The sequence below is a fragment of the Oleiphilus sp. HI0080 genome (assembly GCF_001635135.1).
In genome coordinates this window covers 1-967 of sequence record NZ_LWFU01000678.1, presented here as the reverse complement: position 1 = coordinate 967, position 967 = coordinate 1, and the positions used below count along the sequence as shown (strand labels likewise).

Below are 967 nucleotides of genomic sequence, written 5' to 3'. Positions count from 1 at the left end.
ATTTTTTTGGGGATAGAAGCTACCAACCGACAAGATGTATCGATCTGAAGACTTTAGCGAATAGCCACGGTGTCGCAGTTCAAACTGAAAGCGTTCACGATTTCCGCTAGCGAAATAATCGACGTCGACGCCGTTTGGCAAGAAGTGGATGTTGCCCTTGGGATACCGTTTGCTGAGCTTCTTTCTTTCCGCCTCACCAACACAGATCACCGCATCTGCATCTTCAACGAGCTTATTTGACGGTAAGACCCAATCAAAAATCTTGCCCCAATTAAAGCTGCGCTTTGTCGGTGCGACGAGATCATTGAGTTGCTGTTTAGGGAGATCCATTAAACCACCATGGATGCTGACAACGTAAGGCACACGCCTAATCTTGGCAGCAAGACGAATAAGCGAACCTACGCGTCCGAGAGTATGTAAATGAAATACCTTTGGCTTTTTTGCCAATAACGCACTTAGAAACAGACTAATCGAGTACATGTTGCCGCCTCGTTTATCGAGTAAGCGTCGATTGCGATTTGAAAGGCCAAGTCTCGTGTAACTGTAAGAATGGCGTCGGATATCAATGTCAGAGATCGATTCAAACGCTTCTTCTGACAAGGCCAAAGTGGTATAGATCTTTGGATCATAGCCGCGTTTCTGGAGCTGTTTGGACGTTTCCAGAATGACCGTCTCGGTGCCTCCCCATTCTTCTAAAGCGAATCTTCGAGGGATATTAATGATTTGCCCTTGTGACATGTGCTACCTCTTAACGTAAATCGCGGTTGTTGGACTCCCTGTTAGGAGGGGTATAGCGAAAACAATGCCAATTCATAAAGTCTATAAAAAACAGTTACTTAAGTTTTCATGATGCGCAGTTTTCCTGCTTTTTTGCAAACTGCGAGTCGAAATGATGTTCTGCTTTGCGATTTGCGTTAGTGTTTTTCAGCCTCACACGCAATGAAACGATTGGCCATGGGCCAGGTAC

At 45.3% G+C, this 967-nt stretch carries 1 protein-coding gene; it reads right to left on the bottom strand.

Annotation, left to right across the window (positions count from 1 at the left end; all coding sequences use genetic code 11):
• A partial coding sequence (locus A3751_RS14705; RefSeq protein WP_156492491.1) for a glycosyltransferase family 4 protein occupies window positions 1-738 on the bottom strand: 738 nt, incomplete at its 3' end.
• Window positions 739-967 lie beyond the last annotated feature (229 nt).